Source organism: Flavobacterium panici (assembly GCF_903819335.1).
GTDB lineage: Bacteria > Bacteroidota > Bacteroidia > Flavobacteriales > Flavobacteriaceae > Flavobacterium > Flavobacterium panici.
On sequence record NZ_CAIJDE010000034.1, the window covers coordinates 305322 to 322045 of the forward strand.

Here is a 16724-nt window from a genome sequence, read left to right on the forward strand (position 1 = left end):
ATTTTTTAATTTTAGATTTATGAGTTTAGATTTTAGATTTTTTTATTCCGTTTGGAATTTGGAATTTGGAATTTGGAATTTGGAATTTGGAATTTTCCTTATTTAAGGTACAAATAATGATTATAATAATCAATAATAGCCTTTCCTTGAAGCAAAACATCAGCACCAATAATACCATGAACAGGCTTAGCTTTATAGGATTGTAAAGCCTCATTTACATGCGAAAGATCAAAAATTACGATAGTGAAACCTTTGTTTTTCCAGCTTCCTAATTGTAAAGTATTCTGTGAAGATATCTGGGTTAACATTCCCGTTCCGCCCGCTCCGGAAGCTTTTGTTTTAGATTTTTTTGCAGATAATTCAAAACGCTCGATGCTTTCAAAACCAATGCAGGTATTTGATGCGCCCGTATCTAAAATAAAATTTCCCGAAACGCCGTTTATTTTTGCTTTTATAGAAAGATGCTGTGTTTTTGTAACCTTGAATTTTATTTTTTTGTATTTCTCTTTTTTGAGAACCTCGTGAAGATTTTCCATTTTCGATAGGGATTGAATATCAAAAATAAACCAATTACAATCAAAAAGCTAATTACATAATAGATATAATTTCCGGATTTTTCTTCTGCCGAAATCGAGCCATAATACACAAATGAACTCCAATAATAAGGTGATTTCTTAGCATTAGGAATTGATTTATCGTTTAAATATTCTAATTTGGCGTTTGAATTCGCCTCAAAATAAGAAACATCATTTTTGATATTTTTATAAAAATCAGACATAAAAACCGAAGTCGTAAAATCGTTTACTTTCCATAATGAAAACAATAAATTCTGCGCGCCCGCAAACTGAAAACCTCTCGCAATACTCATCGCACCTTCGGCTTTATATAATTTCGCAATTCCGGTTTCGCAGGCACTTAAAACCACTAAATCAGGATTTATATGCAGATTATACAATTCAGAATATAAGATTTCCTGATCGTAAAATTTAATACTTGCCGGAGTTTCAATATCGCCCGATGACGCGTGTGTACTCAAATGCAAAACAGAATAATGGGAAGCATTATTTTTAAAATTAGAAAAACTCGCACTCGAATTTTCTAAATATTTGCCGCTAAAATTACTCCGAATCGATTCTAATTCTTTCTTAGAATAACTCAATTCAAAAGCCGTCTTTTCGAAAACCGGAAAAACTCCTAAAACCGTTTTCTCTGATTTTGAAACAGGTCTTGAATTCAGATAAATATTGGCTGAGGTATTATAAGCAATCCTGAAATCGTTCAATAAATAATGCATTTTAGCAAAATTCGTTGTTTTTGATTCCTGAGTAATTAATGCTTCAAAAGGAAGGAAATTTAAAATTCCGTCAGGAACAATTATTAGATTTTGATAAACCGAATTAGTTGGCAGGCTTAATAAATCGTAAGCCGCTTTTCCAGAACGATTATATCCTGTAATATCGTTTGTAATTGAACTGGCGTCATTAAAATAATTTATAAAAAAAAGAATATTCACTATTTTTCCATCTCCAATAGGAACTTGATTTAATGAAATTCGATTGTGTTGTAAAGTAAAATAATACAATTTTTCAGAACCCATAAAATAATAAACCATCATCGCTTTATCATTTTCTAATTTTGAAAACATAGCTTTTAAATCGCAATTCTCCGAAAGATAATTTTGATTTTCAGACTGAATTTTTTTCAGCGAAAGCATCAATTCATTTTGCTTTTTTATAAGATTATTTATTTCTGAAATATCCGCTAAATCTCCTTTTTGCTGTTCTTTTAAAATCGCATTATTTAGATTTTGAAGTTTTTGTAAAAGTTGTTTTTCTTCCGCGGATGCGTTTTTAATATTCGAACGATAACGTTGCAAAATTCCCGATTTTGTTCTTTCAGATAATTGAAAAGCTTCTTCCAGATATTGAACTTTTCTTTCCGTTTCATATAAATTACTGTAAATCGAAATACATTTTTCGGTACGATTACGAGATCGTAATTGAGAGATGATTTTTGAGTTTTCATAAATCAATGAATTCATCAATAAATCTTCAATATAAAAAGAAAGGTCAAAAGCCTTTAAAGCTTTTTTAGGCTGCTTCAACTGCAGAATTTCTGCTTGCAAATCAATTGCGTCGATTAAAACGGTTTCGGCATACAATTGGTTTTGATTTGGAAGAATATCTTCAGAATTGAAATTTGGAATCAGGATTTTAAAAACATCAGAAATCTGCTTTGTACTTTCATCATATTTTCTTTCATCAAAAAGCAGCAACGCTTTTTCATAATACAATTTTGCCAATTTTCTAGGTTGCTGATTTTTTGTTTGCAGAAGAAGTTTTTCGGCTTTGTCTAAATAAGATTTTGCTTCTTTGAAATTATATCCTTTACGATTAAATGTGGCAAGACTTCTATAAGAATTTGATAAAGTTTCTGATTGACCTTTTTCATTTTCAAGGTATTTTACTGCTGACTTAAATGCGTTTTCAGTTTTTTTATATGTTTCAGGAATCAATAAATTTCCTCCAGAACTTAGTAAATAATTATTCCCCAAATTATTCCATAAAATTCCCTTTTGCAAATTGGATAATTTTTCCGTTTTTAAAGTGTTTTCTAAAAGTTCAATGGCCAAAGAAATTTTCCCCGAACTTTGATAAACATTAGATAAATTCAGAATCGCAGCAAATTTTTGCTTTTGCGCATCAGGATAATTTTTAGAAGTATTTACAATAAAAAAGTATTGTTTAATAGTATTTTCGGCACTATCATAATCGCCCAAAACCGTATATAAATTCCCCAAAGGTTTTAAGCAGAATTCAATAATATCGTAATTGCTGAGTTTCTGTTTTTGATAAATCTGCCAGGCTTTTTCGTAACTTGAAATCGCATTTTGTGTCTGCCCAAATTGATTTTCATAATACGCTTTATTGCAGTTTAAAACCACAATTGCCAATAATTCGTCTTTTGTTTTAGATTTAGGATTTCTCCAAAAATCAGCTTCTGCAGCGTTTAAATTTTGTAACGCTTTCGCGGAAGGATGAGCAACAAAACTATCAACAGCATTATATATTTTATCTTCCTGATTCTGCCCAAAAACATTCAGAGTTAGGAAAAGAAAGATTAAACCATATAAGTTATATAAGTTCATATTAATTTGTTGTGGATAGTTTTTAAGTTAAACTTTATAAGTGATATAAGTTCGTATTGAAGTTGTTTCTATTAATGTCACCCTGAGCGAAGTCGAAGACCTTTTTCGTTATAAAGCCTTCGACTTCGCTCAGGATGACATTGGTGTTTCAATTTTTTTTTGCCACGAATTTCCACTAATTATTTCAGCATTGATTCGTGAAAATTAGTGCAATTTGTGGCAAACTTCTTCGTGTATCTCTGTGCATCCTTTGTGTGTCTTTGTGGAATAACCTTAAAACTTCCATATTCCATAAACCTGAAAGTAATTAAAATTCTGTTCAAAATTAATTACGTAACGTGCGCCCAAACTCGGACCAATTCTCGCGAAACCTGCCGTTAAATCAAATAAAAGCCCCGTTTTAATATCAGTAAAAGAAGTTTTCATATTGTTGGTTTCTGTTTTTGTGCCAATTAAAAAACTTTCCTTATCGCCTTCATAAGTATCAATGGTTAAATTCTGATTTTGTTCTTGCGAGACATTTATATTCGCCTGAATTCCGGCACCAATTCCGATATAATTATTAATGTTGTACCGAATCAAAACAGGAACTTCCCAATTAATATTTTTATTTTCGGTTGCTGTAGTTGTGCGTATCAATTGTCTTACGCCGTTTGCATTCGTATTTATTTGATCAACAACCGTAACCGCACTGTTATATTGGTTTAATGCATTTACCCATTCAACCTGCCAGTAAAAACGATACGATTTAAAAGGCGAAATTGTCGCGCCCAAAAAATAACTTGTCGATTTATCTAAATCTGGATAAAAGTTGTAACCCGCTTTTACGCCAATTGAAATTCCAGGAAGGAATCGGGTAGTGGCATAATTGGTAATAATAGGTTCATTTTTATCGAAAATAATCGAAGTTCGGCTTTTGGTTTTTACCTTATGAAAGTCTTCTCCAAACTTCATCGAATATTTTACAAAACCTTTTGTGCTGTCTTTTTCGTGAACATTTTTTTGTTCCGTTCCCGGAAGATAAATATTCTTAAACGTAAAAATAATTTGCTTTTGTTTGATAATCGTATCGAGACAGCTCACGGTTGGTTCTTCGCCTTTTGGACAAATCGGACATTCGGGATACATGCTTTCGATCTGGAAAGTTTTCTTGTCAAACATATCCGGAATATCGGTTTCTAAACGAATTTTTCTCGCCGGACCTTCACCGTTATTTTGAAAACGGGTTTTAAAATTTACCCTTTTAAAACGCACTAATCTGTAATTCATAAAACTTCCGTTGGAACCCATTTTATTGGGATCGTGTGACGTTACGATTTCCATTTCCAGATTTTTAATCTTATGGTTTTTATAACTACGATTCGGAACAAAAATACCACGCATCGTAACCGTTGCGCTCGTATCTTTTATCATTTCGGGCGTTGTTTTAAACGTATAAAAAACATTACGTGTTTCTCCCGGATTGGCATCATCAAATTCTAAAACCGAAACATTATGATACGTTTTATGAGCGTCTAAAAGCGAAGCATCAAGATCTTCTTCTGTAGTTGTATTTCGGTATTTTTTAAGTTTGAAACTATTTTCGGCGGAAGCCACAAAATTATTCGAATCGTCAAGATCATTTACAGAAGCAACTAAGTTTTCTTTTATTTCACGTTCGTTTGCATACGTTCTAAAATCACTTAATTCGAAGTTATTATGTTTGAATTGCTTTTCATTATAAAATAAATAAAGCTTTCCGCTGGAAACATAATTCTCTAAGTTTTGATAACTTACTACGACTACCATTTCCTGCTCCGGAATTGGATCACAATTTTTGAGAATCGCAAAACCATTTTGATCAGCAATAGAAGCAATGTCTTTATAATTAGTATCTGTAATATCATTTACAGCCACTTTTTTCGGGCGTGTTGCAGGAGGTTTTCCGTTGTCGTAATTGTTGGTTACGGCAAGCCTTGTTGTATAAGTTCCTTTGTTCTTATAGACATGTTTTGGCTCTGCTTCTTTACTATAATGTCCGTCGCCGAGTTCCCATAAATAAGAATAACTTGGCTTTGGCGCACCTGCAATTGGAATCAACGGCGGTGTTTCGGGTTTAAAAGAAACGGCATTTCCGTTTTGGATAAATCCAATATTGGCTCTTCGGGTTATGGTGTCTTTTACTTTGGTTTGTCCTATTGAGAAAATTGAAAATAGAATAAAGAAAATAGACAGTTGTGGTTTCATAACTAGACAGTTTTTAGTCTTAAAATCATCAGAATCAATTTTAAAACAGGATTAAATGTAAAAAAAAGTGATGAGCAAATCATCACTTTCTCTTAAAAAAGCATTTATAAGTTACTGTATGGCATTAATTGCAGCAACAAGTTGAGCTTCGGTACCGACTGTTGTTTCGGCTAGTGTAAAGGTGTAAACAGCATTTGCAGTTGTTGTCACTCCTTTTATGGCATATCTCCAGTTTCCATTATCTTCTGTTGCGAAAATAATGTGACAAGCAAGACCAATAGGAATTTGTCCGTAGTGTTCGCTGAACAATCCTTCGGCAGTATACGTATCCAGTTTTGCAAGAGCATTTGTACCTTCACCATCATAAGAAAGATATACAGCACTGTTTGTATTGTTGTATCCGTCTGGAACATCAACTAAAATAGTGGTTTTAGGTCTTGGATCACTGTAAAAACGGTCAACATTTGTCCATCCAAAGTTTCCAAAAGTTACATAATAACTGTTTCCTTCGCCCTGAACGCCGCCTTTTCCGTCAGCGCCTCTCGCATCTTTCCAGGCTAAATCACCGTCTTCTTCAATTACACCAGTCCACAATGTCATGGCATTGTCATAACCGTCAGTCAGCGCAGTTGGAACCACTAAACTCAAATAACAAGAAGTTTGTAATTCAACACCGCCTTGAGTTGCTTTAATAAAGAATTCTCCGCCCGAAATTAAAAGGTTTTTCTTTCCGTCTGGCGTAATTCCCATTGTTGGTTTGTTGGTAACCAGCATGTTTCCTTTATCAAAAAGTTCGATATATTCGATCTTAACTTCTCCAGTTACAGGATTTCCGTTTTTAGTAAGGCAGTTTCCGTTGATATGTAATTTTACACCTTTTGCAGACGTAAGTGTTACCATACCATCTCCGGCCGTAATTGTAAAGTTTTGTGTATTTCTTTTTACTCCTTTTTCGCTGATACTTTTAAAAGCTGCTGATGTTGGAGGCAAAATAACGTTGCCTGTATCATCGCCATCGTTGGTGTCGCAGCTTACAAAAGAAACTAATAATAGAAATAAAAGTCCGATAGTTTTAAAATTTGTGTTCATAATTTCTAGTTTTTATAAATCTGTCTTGATCGTCAAGTGGTTTTCAGATTCTGGTTATTAATTACAATCTTATATCAATTAGGGTTTGATATTGTTACCCCTGTTTTTCAAAAAATATTTTTATTGTGCTTATAGGGTTATATCAACTTGTGGTTTTATTTGTTACCCCTGTTTTGATTTTTTTTTGATTTATGCCGAAAGACATTTGTCTTCAAAGAGATTTCCGTCTTCATCAACAGCCACAAGAATGTTTTGCTTCCGCGAAAGCGTAACAATTAAATAAATCCAGACAATCGACCAAATCCCGAAAGTGAGACAGGTAAGAAATAAGTGCAGAAAATGTTTGATAACTTTTTTTTCTCTGCATAAAACAACATAGGGTAGTTTCTCGTTATGTTCTACGATTACAAAGCCATTACGGGTCTTGGCAGAGATCATTTTGTAAAATTGATCTAAAGTCTTGTCGTTGGTAAATTGATAAGTTTCCATTTTCTCTTAATTTTTAACTCTTTTAAAAGATTTTTGTTTCCTTATATCAACTGCAATTGTTAATTGTTACCCTTTTATTTGAAATTTTTTGAGATTCTTTTTTAACTTTATCTGATTAAAAGTTTTTTTATGAGTAAAACTAAAGTGCATGCTGACCAAAAGTATATTGACGGGCTTGCTGCAAACGATTCGTTAGTGATTCAATCCATATATAAAAAGTATGTTCCTAAAGTCATAATGTTTATTATGAACAATTCTGGCGACAGAGACCACGCTCAGGACATTGTTCAGGAAGTATTGATTTTGCTTTTTAATCAGGCCAAAGCGAATTCGCTGCAATTAACCTGCCCGTTTGATGCGTACTTTTTTCTTTTGTGTAAAAGAAAATGGCTCAACGAATTGAAAAAAACATCCAATAAAGGGGTAACAATTATTGAAGATGCAGTATCTATGAATGAATCTGCATTAGAGCTGATTGGACAAACAGAAGAATTTGATGAAAAACAACAGCTTTTTGACACCATGTTTCAGAGATTAGGAGACAAATGCAAAGAGTTATTAAGGTTGAGTTTTGAAATTAAATCAATGGAAGAAGTGGCCGAAAAACTAAACGTAACATACGGTTATGTTCGTAAAAAAAAGTCGCTTTGTGTTGGCCAGTTAACGCAATGGATTCAGGAAGCAAAAAACTTTAATTCTTTAAAAAACGATTAGTCATGAACGAAGAACGCTATATATTATTTGATGAATATCTTCAAGGCGAATTAACGATTGAGGCAAAAAATGATTTTGAAAAACAATTGTTAGAAGATCCTGAATTTGCTTCACAGTTTGAGACTTTTAAAAACATACAATTTCAATTGAACAATAAATTTGGATTTGAACAGGAAAGACAAGCGTTTAAAAATAACCTGAGTCAAATTGCTGAGAAACATTTTGATAATAAACCAAAAGTTATTGGCTTAAAACCTTGGTATTTGGCAGTTGCAGCTTCGGTTGCCGTTTTATTCGGATTGTTCTTTTTTAATTACAACCAAAATCCTGTTTATGGAGATTACAATAATCCGGAACACGCTTCTTTTACCGAAAGATCTACTGCCGATGAAACTTTAAAAGAGGCAGAAAAAGCATTTAATCATAAAACATATAATAAAGCAATTCCGCTTTTTGAAACGATTTTACAAAAAAACAAAACAGCAGAAATTCAGTTTTTTTATGGAGTTTCTCTTTTAGAAGAAAGCCATTATATAAAAGCCGAAGCTATTTTTAACGAATTAAAAGCTGGAGGTTCTGCCTATAAAGACAAAGCAGTTTGGTATTTAGCTTTATCTAAATTAAAGCAAAAAGATTACGAAGGATGTAAAAAAATCCTTGAAACCATTTCAGAAGATTATGAAGGTTACGATCAGGTGGAAGAGCTTTTGCATCAATTGGATTAGTTATTTCACAAAGAAACACAAAGATTTTATACAGAGATTCGCAAAGTTTAAAAAGCTTTGCGATTTTTCTTTCTATAAGATCAACAAAAATCCGCTTTCATCCGCACTTTCACGAAGTGAATTCGTAAAATCCGTGTCTCAACAAGCAATTGCTATTCTTTTAATATTGTCGTAATTTTGACAACTTTAAAATTAGACCATTGAATTCAACACCTATTATTACCGATACACACACGCACTTATATTCTGAAGAATTTGATCAGGATCGTGACGAAATGATTCAACGCGCCATTAATGCCGGAATTACCCGCTTTTTTATTCCAGCAATTGACGCTGCTGCGACACAATCAATGTATGATTTAGAGAAAAATTATCCGGAGAATATTTTCCTGATGATGGGTTTACATCCCACTTATGTAAAAGATAATTATGAGGAAGAATTAGCGCATGTAGAAACCGAATTATCAAAGCGAAAATTCTACGCTGTGGGCGAAATAGGAATCGATTTGTATTGGGATAAAACGCATTTAATAGAACAGCAAATAGCTTTTAAAAGACAAATTCAGCTGGCAAAACAATACAAATTACCTATCGTAATTCATTGTCGCGAAGCCTTTGATGAAATCTTTGAAATTTTAGAAGAAGAAAAATCTGAAGATTTATTTGGGATTTTTCATTGTTTTTCCGGAACTTTAGTACAAGCACAGCAAGCGATTTCTTACAATATGAAATTAGGAATTGGAGGCGTGGTAACATTCAAGAACGGAAAAATCGACCAGTTTTTAAATCAAATCGATTTAAAACATATTGTATTGGAGACAGATTCGCCTTATTTGGCGCCAATTCCATACAGAGGGAAAAGAAATGAGAGCAGTTATTTAGTTAATGTAATTTCAAAGCTGGCAGACTTATATGATGTGTCTGAAGAAGAGATTGCAGCAATAACAACTCAAAATTCAAAAGACGTTTTTGGGATTTAACCAAAGCCTTACAAAACTTTAATTTTTTTTTTGTTCTTTTGCCCACTTAAAACCAATATAAATAATGCAGAAATTTGATGCCATTCGACCGTTTTATGATTCCGAAATAAATGAAGCACTTCATGATGTTGTAAATCACCCTATGATGAAAACCATGATGAACTTTACTTTTCCGGAACTAGAAGATGAGGTTTGGAAAGATCAATTAAGGAAAACACATTCGATTCGTGATTTTCAGTGCAATTTTATTTATAACACCATACAAAAGGTTTTAGAGAAAAGTTCTGAAGGCTTAACAACTTCGGGGTTTGAGAAACTGGAACCAAATACTTCTTATCTATTTATCTCCAATCACAGAGATATTTTATTAGATACAACTTTATTAAATGTTTGTTTGTTCGAACATGGTTTGGTAATGACAGCGTCTGCAATTGGAGACAATCTGGTTAAAAAAGCTTTCCTGGCAACTTTAGCGAAATTAAACAGAAACTTTTTGGTTTTAAGAGGATTAACACCTCGTGAAATGCTGCAAAGTTCTAAACTGCTTGCCGAATATATGGGACAGTTATTGCTTCGTGAAAATCGTTCGGTTTGGATTGCGCAAAGAGAAGGAAGAACAAAAGACGGAAATGACGAAACCAATCCCGGCGTTTTAAAAATGATTGGAATGGGTTCTGACGAAGAAAACTTAATGGATTATTTTAAGAAATTAAAAATCGTTCCGGTTTCTATTTCTTATGAATATGATCCTACAGATGTTTTGAAAATGCCGCAATTAATGGCAGAATCAAAAAACGAAGTTTACGTTAAAGATAAAAACGAAGATTTCATGACCATTTTAAGTGGTATCATGGGAACTAAAAAAAGAATACATATTTCTGTTGGCGATGTTTTAGATACTGAAATTGATAAAATTGTTGCCGAAAATGACAACGTAAACAAACAAGTTCAGGCTTTGGCACAAGTTATTGATGATACCATTTTGACAAATTATCAATTATGGCCGACTAATTTTATTGCTTACGATATTTTAAACGAAACAACAAGATTCGCTCATTTGTATAAAGAAAGTGAAAAATCACTTTTTGAGCGTCGTTTAGAAATGCGTATCGGAAGCGATAATCCTGTTACAAGACAAGGATTTCTGGCAATGTATGCTAATCCGGTTGTCAATAAATTAAAATACCAAGATGTCATCTAAAGCAAAAATACTTTTGATTTATACCGGAGGAACTATCGGTATGAGCAAAGACTTTGAAACTGGCGCGCTTAAAGCATTCAACTTTAGTAAACTAATACAGAAGATTCCAGAGATCAAACAATTAGATTGTGAGATCGAATCGGTTTCATTTGAAAATCCGATAGATTCATCGAACATGAATCCGAAAATGTGGACAAAAATTGCCACAATTATCGAGGAAAATTATGCTTCTTATGATGGGTTTGTCGTATTGCACGGTTCAGATACTATGTCATATTCAGCTTCGGCATTGAGTTTTATGCTGGAGAATTTAGCAAAACCAGTTGTTTTTACGGGATCGCAGTTACCAATTGGAGATTTGCGTACCGATGCTAAAGAAAATCTGATTACAGCTATTCAAATTGCTTCATTACAGGAAAATGGAAAACCTGTTATCAATGAAGTTTCTTTGTATTTTGAATATAAATTATATCGCGGAAACAGAACTTCAAAAGTAAATGCGGAACATTTTAGAGCTTTTACAGCGCCAAATTATCCTGAATTGGTAGAATCTGGCGTACATTTAAAATTGAACTCGCATTTATTTCTTCCGATAAAAGAAGGTGCAGATTTGATTGTTCACAAAAACCTAGACAATCATGTAGCAATTATCAAAATGTTTCCGGGAATGAGTGAAATAGTTTTGGCTTCAATCCTGTCAACTCCGGATTTACGTGGAATTGTTTTAGAAACTTACGGTTCAGGAAATGCTCCAACCGAAGAGTGGTTTTTAAACTTAATTGAAAAAGCAATTAAATCAGGAATGCACATTGTAAACGTAACGCAATGTTCTGGCGGAAGCGTAAACATGGGACAATACGAAACCAGTACAGCCTTAAAATCTCTTGGTGTTATTTCTGGAAAAGATATTACTACAGAAGCCGCGATTACAAAATTGATGTATTTGCTTGGTCATAATATTCCGCAAAATGAATTTAAAGATGTCTTTGAAACTGCTTTGCGAGGGGAAATTTCGTTATAAAATTCCAAATTTTTAAATTCCAAATTCCAAAACTGATAGATGTTTGTCATTTCGAGGAACGAGAAATCGCACTAGAAATTCGACAAAGATTGACGCTTTTAGGAACGGAGTTACTTGTGCGATTTCTCGTTCCTGGAAATGACAAGATTGTATACAATTGGAATTTGGAATTTTTTTATTGGAATTTATTAAAATTCTGAATCTTTATAAGGAACCGGACAAGTCTCTAAATCTTCTTGAGAACTGCGATTTTTATAATACACATAAACGATCACAGAAAGAATACAAATAATTCCCTGAATAGCAACCGTATGTCTGGTTCCGATAATGTGCGAAACGTATCCAATAATTAAACTTCCCACAGGAATCATTCCTTGGTAAGCCATTAAATAATAACTAATACTTCTTGATCGCATATTTACAGTGCTTTGTGTCTGCACATAAATGTTTATAGATGAAGTTTGCGCCATCATTCCTATACCGCTCAGAGCCATACAAATAAGCGCCACAGTCAAATTATTTGAATAAGCCAGTATAATGATGCTAAAGCCTAATAATAAGCTCGCAGCGATCATTATTTTACTCATATGATCTGATTTTTTAAGATTTGCCAAATAAATGGCAGATAAAATAGAACCAATTCCGGCGGCGCTTTCAAACCAGCTGAAAGTTTGTGCGTTTCCGCTAAAAATATCTTTGGCAAAAACCGGCATCAGCGTATTAAAAGAAATTACAAATAAACTGCTGCACATTAACATTAAAAGCATTTTAGCCATTTCGGCTTCTTTTTTTACGTAATCAAAACCTTCAATGAAATCTTCGAGCATTTTAAATTTATCAACAGCTTTTATGTGCGGCGTGATTTTCATCATTAAAAGCGAAATTAAAACCGGAATATAACTAAGGAAATTTCCAATAAAGCAAATGTCTTCACCATAATTGTGCAGAATAATTCCGGCTAGTGCAGGACCCGCAATTCGGGCAAAATTATTTAAAGTTGAATTTAGTGCAACGGCATTTGGGAGATCTTCTTTGTTATCAACAATATCAATCATCATCGTTTGTCTGCAAGTCATGTCAAACGCATTTATAATTCCCTGAATAAGGCTTAAAGCGAGGATAAAGTTAATATTGTAAATTTTAAAATAAATTAAAATTGCCAAAGCTCCGGCTTGAAGCATCGCTAAAGATTGTAATAAAAGCATTGCTTTGTGTCTGTCGTAACGTCCAATAATACTTCCTGCTAAAGGTGCCAGAAACAAAGACGGAATCATACTTAAAAAAGTAGTCAAGCCTAATAAAAATACAGATCCCGTTATGCTGTAAACCATCCAGCTTATGGCAGTTTTCTGCATCCATGTTCCAATAACTGAAACCGATTGCCCGTAGAAGAATAACTTGAAATTTTTAGATTTTAACGCTTTAAACATGATCTTAAATATTTAATACAAAGGTCGGGATTATGATTTCATTAGAAAAATTAATAATTTTACTGATAATAAGTATTAAAACTTATCAATATGGAAATTTATCAACTCGAATACTTTATTAAAACGGCTGAGGTTCTTCATTTTACAAAAGCTGCAGAATTGTGTTTTGTAACGCAGTCCGGGCTTTCGCAGCAAATAAAAAAACTGGAGGAAGAACTCGGACTTCCTTTATTCAAGCGGATTGGAAAGAAAGTACAGCTTACAGAAGCGGGCTCTGTTTTTTTAATTCACGCCAAAAAAGTGGTAGAAAATGTTGAAAATGGAAAGCAGGCAATTGAAGATTTAAACGAAATGATTGGCGGCGAATTGCGAATTGGTGTGACTTATGTTTTTGGTTTATTGATTCTTCCCATCGTTAATACATTTGCTAAACAGTACCAAAATCTGAAAATTGTTGTTGAATACGGAACTACAGAAGCTTTAGAACAAAAACTTCTTGATAATCAATTAGATGTTGTTTTGGTTGTTTCATCGCACGAAATTGAACTGCCAATTCAAAAAGTGCCTTTGTTTACTTCTTATATGGTTTTGGCAGTTTCCAAAAACCACGCTTTAGCAGATTTAGATAAAATAGCTTTTAAGAAAATAGAACAAATTCCGTTGGTATTGCCCGGAAAAGGATCGAATTCGAGAGAATTTGTAGAAGAGTTATTTCAAAAGTTTAATATGAAACCCAAAATCTCAATAGAACTGCATTCTATACACGCTTTATTGCAAATGGTAGAGAACAGTGACTGGGCAACGATCGTGGCTGAAAAGGCTTTAAAAGGCTGGGATCAGCTCAAAGCAATACAAATTACCGGCGTTGCAACCAAAAGAGAATCTTTTATGCTAACAATTGGCGGTTATCAAAAAAAAGCAGTAAAAATATTCATGGAAGAATTTAAAAAAAGCATTTAAAAGTAATCTTAGATTTTATTTTTGAAACTCGATTTTTTTTGTGTTCTTTGCAGACCAATAATAGAAAGGTGTCCGAGTGGTTTAAGGAGCTAGCCTGGAAAGCTAGTATATGGGTAACTGTATCGAGGGTTCGAATCCCTTCCTTTCTGCGAAAGCCTTTTGTGAATTTCACAAAAGGCTTTTCTATTTTAGTTATAGCTCACTTAAAACTTTTCTTTTCAAATCTTAGATGTTTTTTAATTAAAAAAAACTTAATTGAAGATCGGATACGTTTTACTATAAACTAATGGATAATTTTTGTTACTCTTTAATGGTTGTTTGTTTATATTTGCTTGATAACTTATGAGGTAAATTTTACTGCCTAAACTTTGTGTTTTAGTTTAAATATATTTTCCTTACAGAAAAATCCTTATTTCAAAGAATTTCATAATTATGTTAGAAAAGTCAGATTATAAGAAGAAGTCAGAGCTTAAATATGACCCAGAAGATGTTAATATAAGAATTCAACGTTTTCGCATACTTAATATTTTAGAAATGCTTGATGGAGATGCAATCGATGTCTTTGATAAGGATTTAGATGAAACAAATTTCTGGAAAAATAAAGACAATCATTTTTTCGATGATGAGTTAAAAAATGATTTTGAAATTGATATTGATGAAGTAGATGATCTTCAGCGAAATACTGGACTTTGGAATATTGAGCAAAAAAGTAAATTTATAGAATCTTTAATGATTAGAATTCCGATACCGGCTTTTTATTTTGATGGAAGTCAAAAACCTTGGAGGGTTATTGATGGGTTACAGAGATTGCACACTATAAGAGGTTTTGTTAAAAATGAGTTTAAGTTGTCTGGATTAGAATATTTACAAGATGATTGTGGGGGACTTACATATGGTGATGGCAAGTTGCCCGCATATTTAAAAAGGCGTATATTAGACACTGAAATTATAGCTTATATAATCAACCCAGGAACCCCAAATAATGTTAAATATAATATCTTTAAAAGAATAAATACTGGTGGTCTCCAGCTTAATGGTCAAGAGATAAGAAATGCATTTTTTCCTGAAAGACCAGCTGAATTTATAAAAAAACTGTCAATTTTGAATGAATTTAAAGAAGCAAGTAATAATAAAGTTTCTACAAGAAGAATGGTTGACAGAGAGTATGTTACCAGATTTGTTGCTTTTCAAGTATTTAATTACAATGATTATAATGGTAAAATGGATTTTTTTTTATCAGAAGCTATGAATGATCTTTATAGCCGTTCTGATTTCGATCTTAATAATTTAGAAACTATCTTTAGTAAAACTATGAAAAGAGCATATGAGTTATTAGATTCTTATGCATTTTATAGACCATTAAAAGATCATGAAAAGGCTTGGGGACGTTTACCTAATAAAGCCCTTTTTGATACTCTTTCTTATAATTTAAGTATAATTAGTGAAGCGGATTTTAATGTTATATTGAATAACAAAAATGAATTCAAAAAAAGTTATAAAGAATTTATGATAAGCGATGAAATAATGTTCAAATCAATCAATGATACTACTGGATCTAAAACTGCAGTAACTAATAGAATAAATGGATTGTATAAATTTATAAGAGATTTCATAGATGATAACAAATGTTGAATTAACAAACTTTAAATGTTTTGAGAAAGAATCATTTGATTTATATCCATTGACATTGCTTACAGGTATTAATGGAATGGGGAAATCAAGTTTAATCCAGTCTTTACTTTTGCTTAAGCAAAATTATGAGAATGGTTATTTGCAGAATCAAGATAGGTTAAAGCTTGATAATAATAGTTACATTGATTTGGAGAATTGCGAGGAGCTTTGTTATCGTAAAGCCGCAGAACAGAATGTTTGTGTCGATTTTACAAATAAAAAGGGGGTTAAATATAAATGGATAATAGATGCTTCCATACCTGATGAAAAAGATCCTCTATTTAAGTTTGAAGGAAATGAATCGTATAATGAGGAGCCTCTTTTCTCTGGAGATTTTATTTATTTAAATGCTGAAAGATTGGGACCTCGGAAGAGTTATAGTTTATTTTCACAAAATAGAAATTATAATACAAAATTAGGTATACAAGGTGAATTGACTCCAGCATATATTCAGCAGGCTGCTACTAAAAATCAGGAAATTTATATAGAAGATTATATTCATCCCACAATTAAGGAAAAAGTATCTATATCAGATATTGAAAAAAAATCATTTTATCTGAATATGAATGCATGGTTAACTGATATTTTAGGGAGAAGAATTTCCGCTGATATTGACACAATTGACAAAGATAATGTTAAGTTGTCTTTTACGTTACGAGGGAGTGCTAGCGGTAAATTTTCTGCTATGCAAGTAGGTTTTGGTTTTAGCTTTAGTTTACCTGTTATTGTTGCGATTTTAGGAGCTAAATCTGGAGACTTACTAATTATTGAAAACCCTGAAGCTCACCTTCATCCTTCTGCTCAGGCAAAAATAGGAGAATTGTTAGCAATAGCGGCAAATGCAGGAGTTCAAGTTATAGTGGAAACTCATAGCGATCATATACTTAATGGGATAAGGTTATCTGTAAAAAAGAAATTAATTTCTTCTGATGCGGTAAAAATATTTTTTTGGGGAGATGAAGAAAATGGTTCGAAGAAAGAGCCTAGAATTGATATTAATGGAAGAATTACTGAATGGCCTTCCAAATTTTTTGATACATGGGAAAATACTTTAATGGATTTATTATAAA

At 32.7% G+C, this 16724-nt stretch carries 14 protein-coding genes and 1 tRNA gene; 9 read left to right on the plus strand and 6 right to left on the minus strand.

From position 1 onward, the window contains the following. Window positions 1-98 precede the first annotated feature (98 nt). The 5 genes from FLAPXU55_RS07555 to FLAPXU55_RS07575 form a co-directional block, all read right to left on the minus strand. Entirely contained in the window at window positions 99-536 is a 438-nt protein-coding gene (locus tag FLAPXU55_RS07555; RefSeq protein WP_180857172.1) for a retropepsin-like aspartic protease, read from the minus strand. Continuing rightward, window positions 488-3148 (minus strand): CHAT domain-containing protein, encoded by a 2661-nt coding sequence (locus tag FLAPXU55_RS07560; RefSeq protein ID WP_180857173.1) that lies wholly within the window; start codon window positions 3146-3148, stop codon window positions 488-490. Before FLAPXU55_RS07560 ends, FLAPXU55_RS07555 begins: the two co-directional genes overlap by 49 nt. A gap of 273 nt (window positions 3149-3421) precedes the next feature. Next, the gene (locus FLAPXU55_RS07565) at window positions 3422-5374 is read right to left on the minus strand and encodes a PKD domain-containing protein (protein ID WP_180857174.1); all 1953 of its coding nucleotides are present in this window, start codon (window positions 5372-5374) and stop codon (window positions 3422-3424) included. 111 nt (window positions 5375-5485) lie between these two features. Further along, window positions 5486-6463, minus strand: a complete 978-nt coding sequence (locus FLAPXU55_RS07570) for a hypothetical protein (protein ID WP_180857175.1) — start codon at window positions 6461-6463, stop codon at window positions 5486-5488. A gap of 189 nt (window positions 6464-6652) precedes the next feature. Continuing rightward, entirely contained in the window at window positions 6653-6952 is a 300-nt protein-coding gene (locus FLAPXU55_RS07575) for a hypothetical protein (protein ID WP_053471516.1), read from the minus strand. A gap of 129 nt (window positions 6953-7081) precedes the next feature. On the opposite strand from FLAPXU55_RS07575, the gene FLAPXU55_RS07580 reads away from it, so the two are divergent. From FLAPXU55_RS07580 to FLAPXU55_RS07600, 5 genes are all read left to right on the plus strand, one after another. Then, window positions 7082-7666, plus strand: coding sequence for an RNA polymerase sigma factor (locus tag FLAPXU55_RS07580; protein ID WP_180857176.1), 585 nt, complete (start codon window positions 7082-7084; stop codon window positions 7664-7666). Between the two features lie 2 nt (window positions 7667-7668). Then, a complete protein-coding gene (locus FLAPXU55_RS07585) occupies window positions 7669-8391 on the plus strand; it encodes a tetratricopeptide repeat protein (RefSeq protein ID WP_180857177.1) in 723 nt (240 codons plus the stop codon). A 200-nt stretch (window positions 8392-8591) separates the two neighbouring features. Next, window positions 8592-9371 (plus strand): TatD family hydrolase, encoded by a 780-nt coding sequence (locus FLAPXU55_RS07590; RefSeq protein ID WP_180857178.1) that lies wholly within the window; start codon window positions 8592-8594, stop codon window positions 9369-9371. 64 nt (window positions 9372-9435) lie between these two features. Further along, window positions 9436-10572 carry a 1-acyl-sn-glycerol-3-phosphate acyltransferase gene (locus FLAPXU55_RS07595; RefSeq protein WP_053471512.1) on the plus strand — a complete coding sequence of 379 codons (1137 nt, stop codon included), beginning with the start codon at window positions 9436-9438 and terminating at the stop codon, window positions 10570-10572. Then, on the plus strand, window positions 10562-11593 hold the full coding sequence (locus FLAPXU55_RS07600; RefSeq protein ID WP_180857179.1) for an asparaginase: 1032 nt from the start codon (window positions 10562-10564) through the stop codon (window positions 11591-11593). The genes FLAPXU55_RS07595 and FLAPXU55_RS07600 overlap by 11 nt, the downstream gene beginning before the upstream one ends. Window positions 11594-11781: 188 nt before the next feature. Here the strand turns inward: FLAPXU55_RS07600 and FLAPXU55_RS07605 are convergent, their stop codons facing one another. After that, entirely contained in the window at window positions 11782-13023 is a 1242-nt protein-coding gene (locus FLAPXU55_RS07605; protein ID WP_180857180.1) for an MFS transporter, read from the minus strand. A gap of 90 nt (window positions 13024-13113) precedes the next feature. On the opposite strand from FLAPXU55_RS07605, the gene FLAPXU55_RS07610 reads away from it, so the two are divergent. The 4 genes from FLAPXU55_RS07610 to FLAPXU55_RS07625 all read left to right on the plus strand — a co-directional run bounded on the left by FLAPXU55_RS07610 (window position 13114) and on the right by FLAPXU55_RS07625 (window position 16723). After that, window positions 13114-13983, plus strand: a complete 870-nt coding sequence (locus tag FLAPXU55_RS07610) for a LysR substrate-binding domain-containing protein (protein ID WP_053471509.1) — start codon at window positions 13114-13116, stop codon at window positions 13981-13983. A gap of 62 nt (window positions 13984-14045) precedes the next feature. Beyond that, a tRNA-Ser gene (locus FLAPXU55_RS07615) sits at window positions 14046-14132 on the plus strand. 283 nt (window positions 14133-14415) lie between these two features. Then, window positions 14416-15615 carry a DUF262 domain-containing protein gene (locus FLAPXU55_RS07620; RefSeq protein WP_180857181.1) on the plus strand — a complete coding sequence of 400 codons (1200 nt, stop codon included), beginning with the start codon at window positions 14416-14418 and terminating at the stop codon, window positions 15613-15615. Then, on the plus strand, window positions 15599-16723 hold the full coding sequence (locus tag FLAPXU55_RS07625; RefSeq protein WP_180857182.1) for an AAA family ATPase: 1125 nt from the start codon (window positions 15599-15601) through the stop codon (window positions 16721-16723). Before FLAPXU55_RS07620 ends, FLAPXU55_RS07625 begins: the two co-directional genes overlap by 17 nt. Window position 16724 lies beyond the last annotated feature (1 nt).

Coding starts and splice junctions, on each gene's coding strand:
- FLAPXU55_RS07560 (WP_180857173.1), bottom strand. CDS start 3,148: ATGAACTTATATAACTTATATGGTTTAATCTTTCTTTTCCTAACTCTG.
- FLAPXU55_RS07610 (WP_053471509.1), top strand. CDS start 13,114: ATGGAAATTTATCAACTCGAATACTTTATTAAAACGGCTGAGGTTCTT.
- FLAPXU55_RS07585 (WP_180857177.1), top strand. CDS start 7,669: ATGAACGAAGAACGCTATATATTATTTGATGAATATCTTCAAGGCGAA.
- FLAPXU55_RS07620 (WP_180857181.1), top strand. CDS start 14,416: ATGTTAGAAAAGTCAGATTATAAGAAGAAGTCAGAGCTTAAATATGAC.
- FLAPXU55_RS07595 (WP_053471512.1), top strand. CDS start 9,436: ATGCAGAAATTTGATGCCATTCGACCGTTTTATGATTCCGAAATAAAT.
- FLAPXU55_RS07625 (WP_180857182.1), top strand. CDS start 15,599: ATGATAACAAATGTTGAATTAACAAACTTTAAATGTTTTGAGAAAGAA.
- FLAPXU55_RS07575 (WP_053471516.1), bottom strand. CDS start 6,952: ATGGAAACTTATCAATTTACCAACGACAAGACTTTAGATCAATTTTAC.
- FLAPXU55_RS07565 (WP_180857174.1), bottom strand. CDS start 5,374: ATGAAACCACAACTGTCTATTTTCTTTATTCTATTTTCAATTTTCTCA.
- FLAPXU55_RS07555 (WP_180857172.1), bottom strand. CDS start 536: ATGGAAAATCTTCACGAGGTTCTCAAAAAAGAGAAATACAAAAAAATA.
- FLAPXU55_RS07605 (WP_180857180.1), bottom strand. CDS start 13,023: ATGTTTAAAGCGTTAAAATCTAAAAATTTCAAGTTATTCTTCTACGGG.
- FLAPXU55_RS07570 (WP_180857175.1), bottom strand. CDS start 6,463: ATGAACACAAATTTTAAAACTATCGGACTTTTATTTCTATTATTAGTT.
- FLAPXU55_RS07580 (WP_180857176.1), top strand. CDS start 7,082: ATGAGTAAAACTAAAGTGCATGCTGACCAAAAGTATATTGACGGGCTT.
- FLAPXU55_RS07600 (WP_180857179.1), top strand. CDS start 10,562: ATGTCATCTAAAGCAAAAATACTTTTGATTTATACCGGAGGAACTATC.